The 14837-nt window shown below is 72.5% G+C and carries 17 protein-coding genes and 1 tRNA gene; 5 read left to right on the top strand and 13 right to left on the bottom strand.

Annotated elements, in window-relative coordinates; translation table 11 throughout:
• The first annotated feature begins 53 nt into the window (after positions 1 to 53).
• On the top strand, positions 54 to 827 hold the full coding sequence (locus B4U46_RS35060; protein WP_079432296.1) for a 4'-phosphopantetheinyl transferase family protein: 774 nt from the start codon (positions 54 to 56) through the stop codon (positions 825 to 827).
• Here B4U46_RS35060 and serS read toward each other — a convergent pair.
• The 6 genes from serS to B4U46_RS35030 form a co-directional block, all read right to left on the bottom strand.
• Positions 814 to 2091, bottom strand: coding sequence for a serine--tRNA ligase (gene serS / locus B4U46_RS35055; protein WP_079432295.1), 1278 nt, complete (start codon positions 2089 to 2091; stop codon positions 814 to 816). The two genes, B4U46_RS35060 and serS, sit on opposite strands and share 14 nt — an antisense overlap.
• Before the next feature lie 18 nt (positions 2092 to 2109).
• Positions 2110 to 3591 carry an APC family permease gene (locus tag B4U46_RS35050; protein WP_237293435.1) on the bottom strand — a complete coding sequence of 494 codons (1482 nt, stop codon included), beginning with the start codon at positions 3589 to 3591 and terminating at the stop codon, positions 2110 to 2112.
• A 5-nt stretch (positions 3592 to 3596) separates the two neighbouring features.
• Entirely contained in the window at positions 3597 to 4580 is a 984-nt protein-coding gene (locus B4U46_RS35045; RefSeq protein WP_079432294.1) for a VlmB-like protein, read from the bottom strand.
• Positions 4580 to 5149, bottom strand: a complete 570-nt coding sequence (locus B4U46_RS35040; protein ID WP_079432402.1) for a flavin reductase family protein — start codon at positions 5147 to 5149, stop codon at positions 4580 to 4582. The genes B4U46_RS35045 and B4U46_RS35040 overlap by 1 nt, the downstream gene beginning before the upstream one ends.
• Before the next feature lie 17 nt (positions 5150 to 5166).
• On the bottom strand, positions 5167 to 5703 hold the full coding sequence (locus B4U46_RS35035; protein WP_079432293.1) for a hypothetical protein: 537 nt from the start codon (positions 5701 to 5703) through the stop codon (positions 5167 to 5169).
• Between the two features lie 83 nt (positions 5704 to 5786).
• Complete coding sequence (locus tag B4U46_RS35030; protein WP_079432292.1) at positions 5787 to 6926, bottom strand: acyl-CoA dehydrogenase family protein; 1140 nt, start codon at positions 6924 to 6926, stop codon at positions 5787 to 5789.
• Between the two features lie 256 nt (positions 6927 to 7182).
• On the opposite strand from B4U46_RS35030, the gene B4U46_RS35025 reads away from it, so the two are divergent.
• Positions 7183 to 8196 carry a bifunctional lysylphosphatidylglycerol flippase/synthetase MprF gene (locus tag B4U46_RS35025; RefSeq protein WP_079432291.1) on the top strand — a complete coding sequence of 338 codons (1014 nt, stop codon included), beginning with the start codon at positions 7183 to 7185 and terminating at the stop codon, positions 8194 to 8196.
• Between the two features lie 17 nt (positions 8197 to 8213).
• Entirely contained in the window at positions 8214 to 8363 is a 150-nt protein-coding gene (locus B4U46_RS38175; protein WP_167747666.1) for a hypothetical protein, read from the top strand.
• Positions 8364 to 8486: 123 nt separating this feature from the next.
• On the opposite strand, the gene B4U46_RS35020 is transcribed toward B4U46_RS38175, so the two are convergent.
• The 3 genes from B4U46_RS35020 to B4U46_RS37815 all read right to left on the bottom strand — a co-directional run bounded on the left by B4U46_RS35020 (position 8487) and on the right by B4U46_RS37815 (position 10660).
• On the bottom strand, positions 8487 to 9152 hold the full coding sequence (locus tag B4U46_RS35020; protein WP_079432290.1) for a hypothetical protein: 666 nt from the start codon (positions 9150 to 9152) through the stop codon (positions 8487 to 8489).
• A 3-nt stretch (positions 9153 to 9155) separates the two neighbouring features.
• Complete coding sequence (locus B4U46_RS35015) at positions 9156 to 10247, bottom strand: iron-containing redox enzyme family protein (RefSeq protein ID WP_237293433.1); 1092 nt, start codon at positions 10245 to 10247, stop codon at positions 9156 to 9158.
• 328 nt (positions 10248 to 10575) lie between these two features.
• Positions 10576 to 10660, bottom strand: a tRNA-Lys gene (locus B4U46_RS37815).
• A 177-nt stretch (positions 10661 to 10837) separates the two neighbouring features.
• Here B4U46_RS37815 and B4U46_RS35010 point away from each other — a divergent pair.
• A complete protein-coding gene (locus tag B4U46_RS35010) occupies positions 10838 to 11242 on the top strand; it encodes a hypothetical protein (RefSeq protein ID WP_079432289.1) in 405 nt (134 codons plus the stop codon).
• Positions 11243 to 11306: 64 nt separating this feature from the next.
• Here B4U46_RS35010 and B4U46_RS35005 read toward each other — a convergent pair whose 3' ends face one another.
• Positions 11307 to 11663, bottom strand: a complete 357-nt coding sequence (locus B4U46_RS35005) for a nuclear transport factor 2 family protein (protein ID WP_079432288.1) — start codon at positions 11661 to 11663, stop codon at positions 11307 to 11309.
• A gap of 190 nt (positions 11664 to 11853) precedes the next feature.
• Between B4U46_RS35005 and B4U46_RS35000 the strand changes: the two genes are divergently transcribed.
• Entirely contained in the window at positions 11854 to 13251 is a 1398-nt protein-coding gene (locus B4U46_RS35000; RefSeq protein ID WP_079432287.1) for a pyridoxal phosphate-dependent decarboxylase family protein, read from the top strand.
• A gap of 81 nt (positions 13252 to 13332) precedes the next feature.
• On the opposite strand, the gene B4U46_RS34995 is transcribed toward B4U46_RS35000, so the two are convergent.
• From B4U46_RS34995 to B4U46_RS34985, 3 genes are all read right to left on the bottom strand, one after another.
• The gene (locus tag B4U46_RS34995; RefSeq protein WP_079432286.1) at positions 13333 to 13734 is read right to left on the bottom strand and encodes a type II toxin-antitoxin system VapC family toxin; all 402 of its coding nucleotides are present in this window, start codon (positions 13732 to 13734) and stop codon (positions 13333 to 13335) included.
• Positions 13731 to 14015: a hypothetical protein gene (locus B4U46_RS34990; protein ID WP_079432285.1), complete on the bottom strand. Its 285-nt coding sequence runs from the start codon at positions 14013 to 14015 to the stop codon at positions 13731 to 13733. The genes B4U46_RS34995 and B4U46_RS34990 overlap by 4 nt, the downstream gene beginning before the upstream one ends.
• Before the next feature lie 150 nt (positions 14016 to 14165).
• A complete protein-coding gene (locus tag B4U46_RS34985; RefSeq protein WP_079432400.1) occupies positions 14166 to 14813 on the bottom strand; it encodes a glyoxalase in 648 nt (215 codons plus the stop codon).
• Positions 14814 to 14837 lie beyond the last annotated feature (24 nt).

Here is a 14837-nt window from a genome sequence, read left to right as displayed (position 1 = left end):
GCGCAGGCCGCACGACCGGGACCGGGGAGGGCCGTGCCAGAGAAAGGAGCACCATGGACGCATGGCTGGTCGACCTCGACCAGGTCGCCCCCCAGGACATCAGTGCGCACTACCCCGAGGGCCTGACCGAGGAAGAGCTGCGGCGCGGCGCCGAGTTCGTCCACGCCCGGGCGGCCCACCGCTTCTTCCGGGCCCGCCTCACCGTCCGCCGGCTGCTCGCCGAACGGCTCGGGATCGCCGCGCACGACCTGCGCATCGCCTACGACCCGGCCGGCAAGCCCTACCTGCCCGACCAGCCCGGCACGCACGTCAGCTGGTCCCGCTCCGACGGGCTGCTGCTGCTCGGAGCCACCGAGACCGGGCCCATCGGGGTGGACGTGGAGCTGGTCCGCCCGGCCACCAGCAGCCTCGACGTGCTCGCCTTCGTCTACCCGGGGGTGCCGGACGGGGTCGGCGCCGGCACCTTCTTCCACGCATGGACCCTGCTGGAGGCCGCCGTCAAGGCCACCGGGCGCGGACTGGCCGACGGCGCCCGGGAGGTGGACCTGGCCTTCGGGCCGGACGGCTCGGTCACCCTGCGCGGGATCACCGGGCACGGCCCCCTGCCCTGGCACGGGCACACCGCGCTCCAGCCCACCCGGCAGGACTGCCCGTGGGCGATGACCGCGTTCGTGTCCCGGGAGCTGCCCCCGGTGACGGTCCTGACCTGGCCGGACCGCGCCGACGACCTCGTACGGTCACCGGCGCGGTCGCGGGCGCTGCCCCCGGCCGGCTCCCCGGCCGGCTCCCCGGCGGGGAGCCCGGCCGAGGGGATCAGGCGGCGCTGACCACCGGCGAGCCGTCCGGGGCGATCGCCGAGAAGCCGGTGTACGGGACCAGCGCGGGCGGCACGGTCACCGAGCCGTCCGCACGCTGGTACTGCTCCAGGACCGCCACCAGGGTGCGGCCCACCGGCAGCGCCGAACCGTTCAGGGTGGCCGCGAAGGCCTTGCGCCCGTCCCGGCCGCGCACCCGGATGCCGGCCCGGCGGCCCTGGAAGTCGCCGCAGTCCGAGCAGGAGGAGATCTCCCGGTAGGTCCCCTGGCCCGGCAGCCACACCTCGATGTCATAGGTGCGCCGGGCCGCGAACCCGAGGTCCCCGGCGCGCAGTTCCACCACCCGGTGCGCCAGGCCCAGCCGCCGCAGGGCCGTCTCGGCGTGCCCGGTCAGCAGCTCCAGCTCCTCGGCGGACCGGTCGGGGTGGCAGATCCGCACCAGCTCCACCTTCTCGAACTGGTGCAGCCGCACCAGCCCGCGGGTGTCCCGCCCGTACGAGCCGGCCTCCGCCCGGTAGCAGGGCGTGAACGCGGTGAGGGCGAGGGGGAGCTGGTCCTCCTGAAGGGTCTCGCCCCGGTAGAGGTTGACCAGGGGGACCTCCGCCGTCGGGATCAGCAGCAGGTCGCGGTCGGCGGCGTTCGTCAGGAACAGGTCGTCCTCGAACTTCGGCAGCTGCCCGGTCCCGGTCATCGTCTCCCGGCTGACCAGGTGCGGCACCCCGTGCTCGGTGTAGCCGTGCTCGGTGGTGTGCAGGTCCAGCAGGAACGCGGCCAGCGCCCGTTCCAGCCGGGCCCCCGCCCCCCGGGTCACCGCGAAGCGCGAGCCCGACAGCTTGGCGGCGCGCACCGGGTCCAGGATCCCCAGCCGGGTGCCGACGTCCACGTGGTCGCGCGGCTCGAACTCGAAGCCCGGCACCTCCCCCCAGACCCGCCGCACCACCGGCGGGTCCTGCTCGGTCCCGTCCGGCACGTCGGCGTACGGCCGGTTGGGGACGGTGGGCAGCAGCGCCCCGAGCCCGCCCTCCACGGCCTTGAGCTCCTCCGACACCGACCGCAGCCGTTCCCGTGCCTCCTGGAGCCGGGCCCGGGCGGCCGCGTCCGGCGGGCCGCCGACCTTCGCCGAGCGGTTCTGCTCGGCCCGCAGCTTGTCCCGCTCGGCGATCAGCCGGGCGCGCCGTTCGGTCAGGGTGCGCAGGGCGTCCCGGTCCAGGAGGTAGCCGCGGCGGGCCAGATCGGCCTCCGCCTCCTCCTGGAGCAGACTGTGCGGGTCGTGCATGACGGCTCCTCGGTCTCGTTACGGGATGTCCTGCGGTCGCGGTACGTCATGGGCGGCGGTGGCGATCGCCCGGTACCGCTCGGGCGCGCGGGCCCGCAGCCACCAGCCGTAGCCGAGCCCGCCGAGCGCGGCGGCGGCCATCAGCCAGGGGATCCGGTTGACCCACATGGAGTCGGTCCCGGTGACCAGCGCGAAGTTGTCCAGCAGCAGCCACAGCGCTCCCCCCAGCCCGGCCAGGGCCAGCACCGGGGCCAGCCGGGTCCGCCACCAGTGGGCCTCGGGGTGCCGCCGGAAGAACACCAGCACCGCCACCGCCACCGCCGCCTGGAGGGCGACGATCCCCACGGTCCCCAGGGCCAGCATGGTCGTCGCCAGGGTGGTGTACGGGTGCGCGCCCGCGAGCGCGAACAGGCCGCACACGGCGGCCGTGGCCACCGACAGCACCACGCTCGCCCGGTACGGGGAGGCGTGCCGCGGATGCACCCGGGCCAGGGAGGCCGGCAGCACCCGCTCGCGGCCCAGGACGAACAGGTACCGGTTGGCGGCGGTGTGCAGCCCGAGCAGCGCGCCGAACAGGCTGGTGCAGAGCAGGACCTGCATCACGCCCGTCGCGAAGCCGCCCAGGTAGTCGTCGGACAGCCGGAAGAACAGGTCCCCGAGCTGCTTCCCGGCGGTGCCGGCCACCCGGTCCGCGCCGATCGCCCCGACGGCCGCCCAGCTGATCAGCGCGAAGAACACCGTGATGAGCACGACGGACGCGTACGTCGCCACGGGCACGCTCCGCTTGGGGTCGCGGCTCTCCTCGCCGTACAGCGCGGCCGCCTCGAAGCCCACGTACGAGATCAGGGCGAACATCAGCGCCACCCCGAGCCCCGGGGTGAAGACCGTGCCCGGGGCGAAGGTGGTGGCGGGCAGGGTGTCCGCGCCGTGCCGTACGCCGATGGCCAGCGCGAGCAGCCCCAGTACCGCCACCTCGGTGACCATCAGCACCGCCAGCAGGCGGGCGCTGAGGTCGATCCGCCGGTAGCCCATCACGGCCGTCAGGGCCAGCGCCGCGCCCGTCCACACCGGCCAGGGCACCGGCAGGCGGTGGGCGGTGGCGACGAGTTCGGCGAAGTACCCGAAGGCCCCGGCCACCCCCGCGACGGCCGCCGTGTAGGCGACGACGGCCGTCAGCCCGCCCGCGACGGCCAGGGGCCTGCCCAGACCCTGGCCGATGTACGTGTAGAAGCCGCCCGCGCCCACCACGTGCCGGCTCATCGCCGCGTACCCGACGGAGAAGCACAGCAGGATCAGCCCGGCGAGGGCGAACGTGGCGGGCACCCCCGCCCCGTTGCCGAGGGCGTAGGCGAGGGGCACCGAGCCCACCACCCCGGACATGGGGGCCGCCGCGGCGACCACCAGGAAGACGATCCGGGGGGTGGTCAGGGTCCGCCGCAGCCCGGGACCGGCGGCGGTGTCCGGGCGCTCCGCGGTTCTCGCGGGAATCGTGGAGGTCACCGCGACTACCTCGGGTGGGTGCGGATCAGGTCGACGGCCTCCGGGATGCCCATGTACGGCAGCCGGACCTCCGCCATGTCGTCGGTCCACCGTTCGGCGAGGTCGTAGCGCTCCTTCGGGGTGGTCTCCAGCAGCTTGCAGCCGGGGAACACCTCGTAGTCCTTCAGCAGCTCGGCGTGGGCGAACATGCCCTGCTGGAACAGCTCCTCGCGCTCCAGCACGAACTCCTCCGACGGCAGCTCGTCCCACAGCTGCCGGCCGCGCCGGATCAGCTCGATCAGCCGCGGCCGGTACGAGGGATTGCGCGCGAGGTGCTCGCGGACGATGGAGCTGCCGACCGTCAGGTGGCGGATCTCGTCGATGGAGGCCCCGCGGGCGATCTCGGCGGCCGCCGGGTCCAGCAGCGTCCACTTGCGCTCGCTCAGCTCGGCCGCCGGGGCGAGCACGCCCTCGATGACGATGGTGAACACCGCGACCGCGCCGATGAAGTCGCCCTCGTCGCGCACGACGGTCGTGGCGAACTCGGCGATCGGGTTCAGCACCCGCCGGGTGTAGTCGGTGCCCTGCTCCCGGATGAACTCCAGCAGCCCGGCCTCCGGCACCCCGAGGTCGACCAGGTGCTTGCGGAAGATCATCGCGTGCCGGGCCTCGTCGACCACCTGCGTGGTGAAGAACTCCTGCTCGACGACGCCGGGCGCGCCGATGACGTAGTGGGACAGCACGTTCACGGCCCGGGACTCGGCCAGCGACCGGTTGCCCAGCTCCAGCACGAGCGCCTCGCGCAGCGGTCCCTCCTCGCGCATGTGCGCCGGGGTGACCGCGTCGTGCCCGGCTTCGGCCCGCCCGCGCAGGGTCCCCTGCGCCACGGCCGACAGCCAGTACCCCAGGTCGCACTCCTCGGCCGTCAGGGTCATCTCCTGGGCGCCGTCGAGCAGGTTGGGCGCGCGGTCCCAGTCGGCCTCGACGGGGATCTGCGGAAGGGTGGTCATCACACAACCTCACGGGGGGAAGCGGGAACGGAGACGGAAGAGGCGGGGGTGACGCAGGCGCTGTGCATGCGCCCGGCGAAGCTGAGCATCGGGGAGTCGACGGTGTGGGAGCCGCCCGTGACCTCGGCGAGGAGCATGTCGTGGTCGCCGACCTGGTGCCAGCCGAGCACCCGGCAGGCCATGTGGGCCAGGCTCCCGCCGATCAGCGGGGCCCCGGTGAGCGGATCGGTGGACCAGTCGAACCCCTCGAACTGGGCGTCGCCGAGCGGGCGCTGCGGATTGGCGAAGCGGCGGGCCACGTCCTGCTGGGCCGAGCCGAGGACGTTCACCGAGAAGCGGCCGGCCCGGCGGACCATCGCCGCGAACGTCGAGGTGGGCCGCAGGCACGCGCCCAGGACCAGCGGGTCGCGGGACAGGGTGACCACGGCGCTGGCGGTGGTGCCGTGCCGCACCCCGTCACGGCTGACCGTCAGCACCGTCACGCTCGACGCCAGCCGCCGCAGGGCCAGGCGGGCCGCGTCGGGGTCCTCGTACCCCTCGGCGGACGCCGAGGGCGAACGGTCCGTCAGCCAGGCGGGATAGCGGCTCACCGGTTCACCCCGACGGCCGGGGCGGCGGCGGTCGCGGCGATGGTCGCCGGGTGCTCGTCGTACGGCAGCGGGACCGGGCCGTCGGTGGCCGAACGGCGCCTCAGCATGGCCGTCAGCTGGTGCACCAGCGGGGTGTCCTCCGGCTCGAAGGGCAGCCCGAACGGCTTGAGGAAGTTGCCGAAGACCCCGCGGTCGCCGAAGACGTGGAACGGCAGGGCCAGCAGCGCCCACTCGGGCCCGATCAGCCACATCCACAGCAGGCCGACGGCGGCCACGCTCAGCAGGCTGTGCATCGAGTTGTACAGGACGTAGTACGCCTTGTGGATCCGCTGGTCCGGGCTGCGCCGGTAGGCGATCGCGCCCGGGATGTAGCCGATGAGGTCGATGTAGAGGAACAGGCCGATCGCCGCGAACCAGTTGATGTCCATGAAGTGCCACAGGATGAACCCGATCGTCACGGCGAACGCGACCAGGTACTCCAGGCGGTGCAGGTTGAAGGTGACCGGCGATTCCACCGGGTTCTTGATGTCCATGAAGGGTCCTCACTGCGGGCGGGCGGCCGGGCGGGCCGGGGGGCGGGCCGGGTGGGCCGGGGCTACGGGGCGCCGGCGGCGGGTCAGGACAGGCGCAGCGGGCCGCCGGCGAAGTACTCGGCCAGCTCCGCGGCCACGCTGGCGCGCGACGGCGGGTGGAAGGCCAGGGCGCGCCCCGCGGAAGCCAGGTAGGCCACCTCACCCGAACGGATGTAGGCCATCCCGCCCAGCATCTCCACGGCCTGGTCGACGGTCTGGGAGAGCAGGTCCTGCGTGGCGTAGCGGGCGGTGAGCACCGCCGCCACCGCCTCGTCGCCACCCGTGCCGTCCTCCAGCGAGCGCGCCGCCCCCTCCACGAGGGAGACCGCCGCGTCCATCCGCACCGCCAGCTGCGCCCGCTCCGGGGCGCTGCCCCGCCCGCCGGCCAGCACCTGCGCGACCAGGGCGGACGCGGCGCCGACGTACGAGGAGGTGGCGAGGAGTTCGAACCAGGTGAACCCGGCGGTCTGGAGGTCGTCGAGCCGGTCGGCGTCCTCGGGGGTGCTGTGGATGACGAGGTCCTCCGGGACCTCCACGTCGGTGAGCCGGACCTCGTGGCTCTGCGAGGCGGCCAGCACCGGGGTGGCCCAGAACGGCCGGGTCGTGACCCCGGGGGAGGAGGCGGGGATCAGCATCAGCGCCAGCGCGGAGCGCCCGTCCTCCTCCGTCACCTGCACGCTGGCCGTCAGCACGTCCATCGAACCGGAGAGGCTGCACGGCTTCTTCGCCCCGTTGACCCGGTAGCCGCCCGGGGTGCGTTCGGCGACCACCGACGGCGCCAGGATGTTCTGGTCGGTGCGCCCCTCCGCCCAGCCGGACGCCAGCAGCAGCCCGTCCGAGGCCACCGCGGACATCAGCTTCAGCTGGGCCGGGGTCAGCCGGCCCGTGGCCTGCGCCAGCCGGAACAGCATCGCCACGGTGAAGTGGTGCATGGTCGTGGCCACGCCCAGGGAGGGCGAGAGCGAGGCGATCGCCCGCTGCACCCGCACCGCCTCCAGCGGACCGGCGGCCGCACCGCCGTAGGCGGCCGGCACGAGCAGCCCGGGACCGCCGTGCTTGCGGTACAGCTCCAGCACCGGGCTGTCCGCGCCCTCCCGGGCGCTGAGCGGCAGCTCTTCGAGTGCGTCGAGAAGACCTGCGTGGAATTGCTCGCAGATCCCGCGCGCTGTCGTCAGGGAACGCATCGCCGTGTTCTCCTCGGGCTCTCTCGGATTTCCCGTCCGAACCGCCGGGTATTCCCTGCGATCGGAAACTCGAATGTGCGAATGAGAGTCTTCCATTCCCTGTCTGACTGAGGCCTGACGCCCATCTGACCAGCGTTTTCAACTGACTTGGCCCTGACGGAGGGCTGACCTGGGGCGGGACCGGCCTTGTGGTGCCCGGCGCCCCGTGCCATAAGTAGCCGTAGTGCCGCAGTGCTGCCCCGAGAATGGATTTCACATGACCGGAACGATTCTGGAGACGGACGTCGCGCTCGACGCCATCCGGCAGTACGCGGACGCCGGAAATCCGAGCGCGTATTTCGCCTTCAGCGACGGGAACAGTTATTTCCGGCTCCCGGACGGGCCCGGAGTGATCGTCTACCGGCCCGTCGGCCGCTACCTCGTCCAGTTCGGCGGCCCCTTCGCCCCCTTCACCCCCGCCGGCCCGGACGGCCCCCGCGCCCGCCTCCTCGCCGCGTTCCGGGACTTCGCCGCCGGACAGGGCCGCGAGATCGTGTCCGTACAGCTCCAGGGCGCGGACGCCGACATCTACGTCGACCAGGGCTTCACCGTGAACCAGATGGGCGCCTCCTACGCCGTCGACCTGGAGACCTTCACCCTGGCCGGCACGAAGTTCATGCAGCTGCGCAACAAGATCTCCCGCGCCCTGCGCAGCGGCCTGGAGATCAAGGAGGTCGCGTACGAAGACCACGCGGCCGCGATCGCGGAACTCGACACCGCCTGGCTCTCCACCAAGGGCGAGGGCGTCAAACCCCTGGAGTTCCTGGTAGGCCAGACCGGCGGCCGCTACCAGCACCTGCGCCGCCTCTTCGCCGCCGTCCGCGACGGCGAACTGATCGGCTACGTCTCCTACGCCCCCGTGTACGGGCCGCAGCCGGGCTGGATGCACGACCTGAGCCGCCGGCGGCCCGACTCCCCGCCGGGGGTGATGGAAGCCCTCAACAAGGCCGCCATCGACGTGTTCACGGCCGAGGGCACCCGCTGGCTGCACTTCGGCTTCACCCCCTTCACCTCCCTGACGGCCCCGCAGTTCCCGGGCCACAGCCTGGGCTTCCACTGGTTCATGGAGCACCTCTGGGAGCACGGCGCGCACATCTACCCGGCGCGCACGCAGCTGGAGTACAAGCAGAAGTGGGCGCCCTCCGCCGTACTGCCGGAGTACATCGCCTTCCAGCACGGCGCGAGCCTGCCCGCGCTGGTCCACGTCTTCCGCGCCTGCAACGCGGTCTGAGAGGGAGGTCGTACGTGATGCCGTCCGACGAGATCGAGACCCAGGGCCTGCTGGTCGTGGACCGCTTCCAGGCCTGCGCGGCCGCCCCCGACGACCTGGAGGCCGCCCGCCTGTGCGACGCGGACCTGGCCCGCCTGGACGCCCTCCTGCGCGCGGCCGGGAAGTAGCACCCCGCGCGAAGGGGCCCCGCCGGCTCGGCCGGCGGGGCCCCTTTCCCGTGTGCGCGCCGCGGAAGGGCGCAACGGAGGGGGTGGTGGGGAGGGAGCTCCCCACCACCCCCTCGGGCGGTGTCAGCGCAGGGCCGGGCGGGTGGTGATCAGGGTGCCGGCCGGGCCGCGGACCAGCATCGGCCGCCGGCGCAGGGCCGGCTGCGGGCCGGACGGGGCGAAGACGTGGGCCACCAGCAGGTCCTGCACGGCCGGGCCGTCCGGGCCGGCCCGCAGCTCGTGACCGTCGTAGGCGATCACCCGCCGGTCGAACAGCAGCCCCTGCCCCGGCCCGAGCTCGGCCTCCAGCAGGGGCACCTGCGGGCCGGCGCCGTACAGGCGGGACCGGCCCGTCCCGCCCCCGGTCCGTCCGGCCACCGCCACGAGGGCGAACTCGCAGGCCCCGGGCACCGGTCCGGGCAGCCGCACCGGGACCGTCTCCCCGGCGGGCGCGACGGTCCGCACCCGGTGCAGCTCGATCAGCCGGTCCGCGTGGACGTCCAGCCAGGGCCCGCACAGGGCCCGCCGCAGCAGGGCCGAGAGCCCCGCCGCGAGCCCCCGGTCCGTGCCGCCGTCCCCGGGCGGGGACGCGTACGGGAGCACGGGCCGGAACAGCCAGTCGTCGTCGGCCGTCCAGGACATCCGCAGCCTCAGGACCTCCGGCCGCGGGTGGTCGCGGAAGGCCGCCGCGACCACCCCCGGCACGGGGTCCAGCCCGACGAGCGCGTAGCCGTGCTCCCGTGGGGACACGGCTCAGCCCGCGGCGACGGGCGTGCGCTCGGCCGAGAGCCGGGCCAGGTCCAGGCGCTCGTCGAGGTGGCGGGCGGAGGAGTTGGCGCGCCACAGCGCGCCCCGGGCGATGCCCCGGCGCATGTAGGCGGTGCCGGCGCTCGGGATGACCACGTTGTGGAACCAGCCCGCCGCGTGCTGCGAGTCGATGGTGATGTGCAGCCGGTGGTAGGTGATGCCGACCTCCGGCAGGCCCAGGCGCTCCCAGGCGCGGACGACGTTGCGGAACCGGTCGGGGGCCAGCCACTCGGTCATGCCGAGGAAGCCCACCGCCTCCGGGTACAGGTGCCGGTAGCGGCACAGCAGCACCGCGAGGTTGCCGGAGTGCAGGTCGGTGGTGGTCATGGCGGCCTCGAGGTCCTGGTCGCGGACGTCGAAGACCTCGTAGATCTTGTTGAAGAGGTGGGTGTGCACGGCCTCGGGGTCGCCGTTGCCCATCTCGTCCCAGTAGTTGGCGGCGATCTCCATCTTGCTGGCGCCGGCGGTGCCGATCTGCATCATCGCGAGGAAGTCGTCGAAGCGGCCGTCGATCAGCGACTCCTGGATGACGTACGTGCGCAGGTCCTCCTCCCGCGCCTCGCGGTTGATGAACTCGGTGTAGTAGGGGTGCTTGAAGGCGCGGTGCCCCCGGACCCGGCCCTTGAGCCAGGACAGGAACGCCTTGGGCTCGGTCGGCGCGGACTCCAGCAGGCCGGGCTCCAGGTGGGCGTCCTCGGCGGCGAGGGTGGCGTTCTCCAGCAGCCGGGTGACCTCGTGCAGCAGGACCGAGCCCTCGGCGCTCGGCCGGTCGGGGATCTGCATCACGGTCTGGTAGATGCGCGAGAGCAGGAGCTGCTGGTGGTAGTGGGCCTCCTCGCGGCCGGGGCCGGCGACGGCCGCGGCGTTGAGGTCGGTGACGGCCTCGACGATGCGGGCGCGCTCGCCCAGGTACTTGGCGTCGATCTCGTCGGCGTCGACGGCCAGCCAGGACGAGATCTCGTCCACGAGCGCGGCGGAGTCCGTCCTGCGGAGCACGGGAGCGGTGTGGTGGTCGCTGCTGGGCAACTGCGTCTCCATGTCTGTCGGGGTCGCTCGGGAGGCGACGTCAGTTCGGCTCGCGCCGGGCTGGGATGGGCAGGGGGGCGGATCCGTCGACGGGACCCCCGGGGCGGAAGGGGCCGGCTGGGCCGTGAAGGCCCGTGGAGGCCCGTGGAGGCCCGTGAAGGCCGTGAAGGCCGCGAGGGGCCGGATACGGCCGCTCCGCGGGTCCGAAGAAGACGGGACGGGATGATGACGGACGCTGACGGGAGGCCCTGTCGGGCGGCGGTCCGGGCGGCGCCGCATGCCAAAGACACGCGCATCCCTGGTATCGGTTCGGGATGCGCGTGCCTGGGATGAGCACCTGCGGAGAGGGCAGGATTCGAACCTGCGTGGGCAGAGCCCGTCCGGCGAAGAGCCGGACCCCATTCGGCCGCTTTGGGTACCTCTCCATCGGCCTTTCGTGCCCTCAGCTTGGCACGCGGCGGCTGACACGGGACTGATGGATATCTGAGACCGTAAATTCCCGCGCCGTCCCCGATCGGTCAGGGCCCCATCAGCGCCGGCTGGGATAGTGAAGGGCGATCGATCCCGACCTGATAGCGACTTCACGTACACAGGGAGTTCCCGTGACCGCCGAGACCGTCGAGACCGCCCCCGAGACCGCCAAAATCGCCGTTTCCCGCCTCTACAACGACGAGAACGGCGAATCGCATTTCATCGACGAGACGCTGGAGGTGACGGCCCTCAATTTTGCCCCGCCCGCGCCGTCGCTGTTCGTCTCCGAGGGCATACCGGCCAAGCAGGCCGTGTACCTGTACATCCCGGCCGGCTGGTTCGGCGACTTCCACCCGGCGCCGCGCCGCCAGATCATGACCCTGGTCAGCGGCAAGATGGAGTGCGGCGTCAGCGACGGCACCTGGCGCACCTTCGTGCCCGGCAACACGCAGCTGGTCGAGGACACGGTGGGCAAGGGCCACGCGACGAAGGCCCTGGAGGACTGCGTGATGATCGTGTCCCAGCTGGCCGACTGACGCATCATCACCACACGGAAAGGGCCCGGGCCTTCAAGGCCCGGGCCCTTCTCCTTCTCGACTGTCAGCCCTTGACGTAACCGAAGCTCTCGACGAGCTTGCCGCCCTCCAGGCGGTGCACGTTCACCCCGCGCACGAAGTCCTTCGGGCCGCCGCCCCAGCGCAGCGTCCAGCGGCAGACGGAGCGCTCGCCGGCCACCCAGACGTCCTCCACCTCGAAGGTCATGTGCTCGTTGCCCGCGATCGCGGTCCAGAACTGCAGACATTCGTCATAACCGACGTGCTTGGTCCCGTCGGGGGCCGGCCCGGAGTTCTCCAGGCGGCAGTTCTCGCCGAGGATGTCCTTCAGCAGGCCGGGGTCGTGCAGCTGGAATGCCTGGTTGAACTGTTCGATAACCTTGCGGGTCTGCTCGTCGGACATCGGAACTCCTCAAGTCTCATGACTCGGCACGGATGGTGGACCGTAGGACGGGGCGGATCGGCCGGACCGGCCGGACCGGCCGGGGCCACAGGAGAAAGTAATACAGTCCAACGGCCCTCTGTCCAAGGTTTTGGAAGTTCCGGCCATTTGAGTCAGTCGCACGTCAGTGCCGGCCGCCTAGCTTTGTACTATGACCACAGCAGACAGTGCGCCTCTCGCATTGGCCTATCAGCAGGCCACCGAATATCTGACGGGCCTCGCCGAGCGGCCGGTGGGTGCCACTGCCGGCTCCGAACAATTGCTGAAAATGTTCGGTGGCCCGCTGCCCGCCGGACCGTCCGACCCGGCCGGGACCATCGAGGTCATCGGCCGCGCGGTGGCCGAGGGCGGCATCCCGACGGCCAACGGCCCGCGCTACTTCGGCTACGTCACGGGCGGCACCCTGCCGGTGGCGATAGCCACCGACTGGCTCGTCGCCGCCTACGACCAGACCGCCAGCCTCTACAACCTCTCCCCGGCCATCGCCGTGGCCGAGGACGTGGCCGCCCAATGGGTCCTCGAACTCCTCGGCCTGCCCGCGCACGCCTCCGTCGGCTTCCCCACCGGCTGCACGATGGCCCACCTGACCTCCCTCGCGGCCGCCCGCCACAAGCTCCTGGCGGAGGCCGGCTGGGACGTGGAACGCGAGGGCCTGGGCGGCGCGCCGGAGGTGGCCATCGTCGCGGGCGCCCAGCACCACATGACCATCGACCTCGCCGCCCGCTACCTCGGCTTCGGCACCGCCCGCATCCGCAACGTCCCCGTGGACGCCAAGGGCCGCATGATCCCCGCCGAACTGGAGCGGACTCTTTCCTCCCTCACCGGGCCGGTGATCGTCTGCGCCCAGATCGGCGACGTCAACTCGGGCGCCATCGACCCCGTCGGCGAGATCTGCGACATCGCGCACCGCCACGGCGCCTGGGTCCACGTGGACGGGGCCTTCGGCCTGTGGGCCGCCGCCAGCCCCAGGCTCCGCCCCCTCGTCGACGGCGTGGAACGGGCCGACTCCTGGGCCCTGGACGCCCACAAGTGGCTCAACGTGCCCTACGACTGCGGCATCGTCGTCATCGCCCACCCCGAGGCCCACCGCGCGGCCATGCTCAACGAACGCGCCGGCTACCTCCCGCCGGGTACCGACGGCGAACGCGACGCCATCGAATGGGTCCCCGACTTCTCGCGCCGCGCCCGCAGCCTCCCCGTCTGGGCGGCCCTGCGCACCCTGGGCCGCGAGGGCGTCGCGGACCTGGTGGAACGCTGCTGCGACCACGTCCGGCACTTCGCCGAACGCCTCTCGGGCGTGCCCGGCGTCGAACTCCTCAACGACGTCGTCCTCAACCAGCTCCTGGTCCGCTTCGGCGACGACGACGAGACCACCCGCAGGGTCATCGCCCGCATCCAGCGCAGCGGCGTCTGCTGGTTCGGCGGCACGCTGTGGGAGGGCCGGGCGGCGATGCGCATCTCGGTGGTCAACTGGCGCACGACCCGCGAGGACGTGGATCGCAGCGCGGACGTCATCCTGAACTCCCTCACCGCAGAACTCACCCCCTGACCCCCAGGCCACCCCCCACCCCCCACCCCCCGGCCGGGCCCGAACCCCCGGGCCGGGCCGGGGCGGGTGCTCGAACCGGGGTCAGACCTTCTCGACGCTCACGCGCGGGTGTCCGGTGGTGAGTACGGAGATGTCCTCGACGTCGGACGTCAGGATCGTGACCCGGCCCGGCTGCGCGGCCAGGGCAGTGGCGCACAGCATGGCGTCGATGGCGTACTTGTGGCCGTGCAGGCCGGCGGTGCGCAGCAGGGTGGCAGCGGACTGGGCGATGGCCTGTGTAACGGGCTCGACTCGCAGCCGGGACAGCGTCCACCTCAGTGCTGCGTCGTTGATCCGGGGGTGGATCACCTCCACGAGAACCGCAGCCGATGTGATCACCGGAAGATCGGCTTCACGGGCTGCGGTGAGCCATGCTTGGACCTCCGGGCCGCGTTGCACGGCCTGGGCCAGGCCCTCGCTGTCCAGAACCAGCGCACCGCTCACGCTGCCGCCTCGGCCCCCGAGGATGTGCCGCCGGTGAGTCTGGCACGCTTGGCGGCCACGGCCTCGGGGTCGGCGGGCCCGTTGACACGCTCGAAATCTGCGATGAGCTCGTCCAGGTTGTCGCGTTCGATCTGCCGCTGGGCGGCCCTCTCCAGGTATGCGGACACGCCCCGCTTGCCGACCCTCTCCCGGATGGCTTGCAGGGTGCCGGCGGTGAGGGAGACGGAGATGCCGCTGCTGGGGCCGTCGCCGGGCGGGAAGTCGGTGTCGTCGTCAGCCATGACACGATTATGGCATTTCGAATGCCATACGGCGAGCTGCGCATCCGGGGTGCGTCCGGCCGTGAGTTCACCACCGCCGTCGGCAACGTCGAGCCGCCTGGTCATGCCCCCGCCCACCGGGAGGCGCCGCACGGTGACGCGCGGCCCGGGCTACGCGGCGGCGGCTTCCCAGGTGAAGCCGTCGGGGTCGGTGAAGGTGGCGGTGGTGCTGCCGAGGACGATGCGGTGCGAGCCCGTGCCCTCGACGGGGACGCCGAGGTCCTTGGCCAGGGCGCTGCGCTTGTACAGGGCCAGCTTGACGGGGCTGGAGGTGCCGGCGGCGAACTCGGTGTACTTGGCGCCGAAGCTCTTGGCGACGGTCAGGCCCCGCTCGACGTAGAACTGGCGGGTGGCTTTCACGGCCTCGACGCCGAGGAGCAGGATCAGGTCGTCGATCCGGTTCGTGTCGGGGCCGGTGTCCTTCTTCTCGGAGGTGGCGATCTTCCAGATCGTGCCGTCCGGGGCCTGGACGACGCCGCCGTAGCCCCACAGGGACTTGGCGGTGGGCTTGAGGACGGTGGCGCCGGCGTCCACGGCCGCGCCGAAGAAACCGTCGACGGTGGCCGGGTTGGCCACCGTGAGGCCCAGGGTGAACCCGCGGAATCCGGTGGAGGGGGTCTGCGAGGGCCGTAGGTGGATGTGGGTGTCCACGCCGAAGGCGGTGTAGAAGTGGCGGGCGGCCTCGACGTCGTCCACCTCGAGGGTGACGGAGGCGAGGGACGTGGGGGCGGTGGTGGGAGTCGTGGTTGCCATGGCCATCACGCTACGGGCGGCACCGCGGCC

This window comes from Streptomyces katrae, assembly GCF_002028425.1.
Classification (GTDB): domain Bacteria; phylum Actinomycetota; class Actinomycetes; order Streptomycetales; family Streptomycetaceae; genus Streptomyces; species Streptomyces katrae_A.
This window is presented reverse-complemented; position numbering and strand designations above follow the sequence as displayed.